Source organism: Halomonas gemina, assembly GCF_023554995.1.
Lineage (GTDB): Bacteria > Pseudomonadota > Gammaproteobacteria > Pseudomonadales > Halomonadaceae > Halomonas > Halomonas gemina.
Genome location: NZ_JAMJPK010000025.1, coordinates 1 through 628, shown reverse-complemented (window position 1 = coordinate 628; position 628 = coordinate 1). Strand labels below are relative to the sequence as shown.

At 51.9% G+C, this 628-nt stretch carries 2 tRNA genes and 1 rRNA gene; all 3 read right to left on the bottom strand.

Annotated features, from left to right (window positions below):
• Nucleotides 1–215 precede the first annotated feature (215 nt).
• A tRNA-Ala gene (locus M8009_RS18880) sits at nt 216–291 on the bottom strand.
• A gap of 113 nt (nt 292–404) precedes the next feature.
• A tRNA-Ile gene (locus M8009_RS18875) sits at nt 405–481 on the bottom strand.
• Between the two features lie 91 nt (nt 482–572).
• Nucleotides 573–628 (bottom strand): 16S ribosomal RNA (locus M8009_RS18870); the annotation flags it as partial.

Below are 628 nucleotides of genomic sequence, written 5' to 3'. Positions count from 1 at the left end.
ACCATATAACCCCAAGAGGTCTGGTCCGCGATGACGATCGACAATTGCCGGATACGCTTGAGACGTATCTCGTGTCTCTTCCTCTCGGAAGAAACGTTGTCAGCATGATTCACATTGTTAAAGAGCAGACTGTCAATCGACAGTCACAAACCTGACATCACATGATGTGACAATGGCTTGTGACTGCAGACTCAATCAGGTCGTGGACTGTTGGATGGTGGAGCCTAGCGGGATCGAACCGCTGACCTCCTGCGTGCAAGGCAGGCGCTCTCCCAGCTGAGCTAAGGCCCCTCTGATTCCCATTACGTGACATGGGGAAGTGGAATTTTATTCAGGTCAAGGCATTTTGTGGCGACGCATAGCCTGCTATGCGAGTCACAAAATAACGTAGAACTGGATAAAATTGGTGGGTCTGGGCAGACTTGAACTGCCGACCTCACCCTTATCAGGGGTGCGCTCTAACCAACTGAGCTACAGACCCATTGGTCACGCTGGGCCTATACCCAAACAGTCTTGCTCGTTCGATCAGGTAATTCATTGTGGACACTTGCCGGGTGCAGTGACTGGTCGTTTAAGGAGGTGATCCAGCCGCAGGTTCCCCTACGGCTACCTTGTTACGACTTCACCC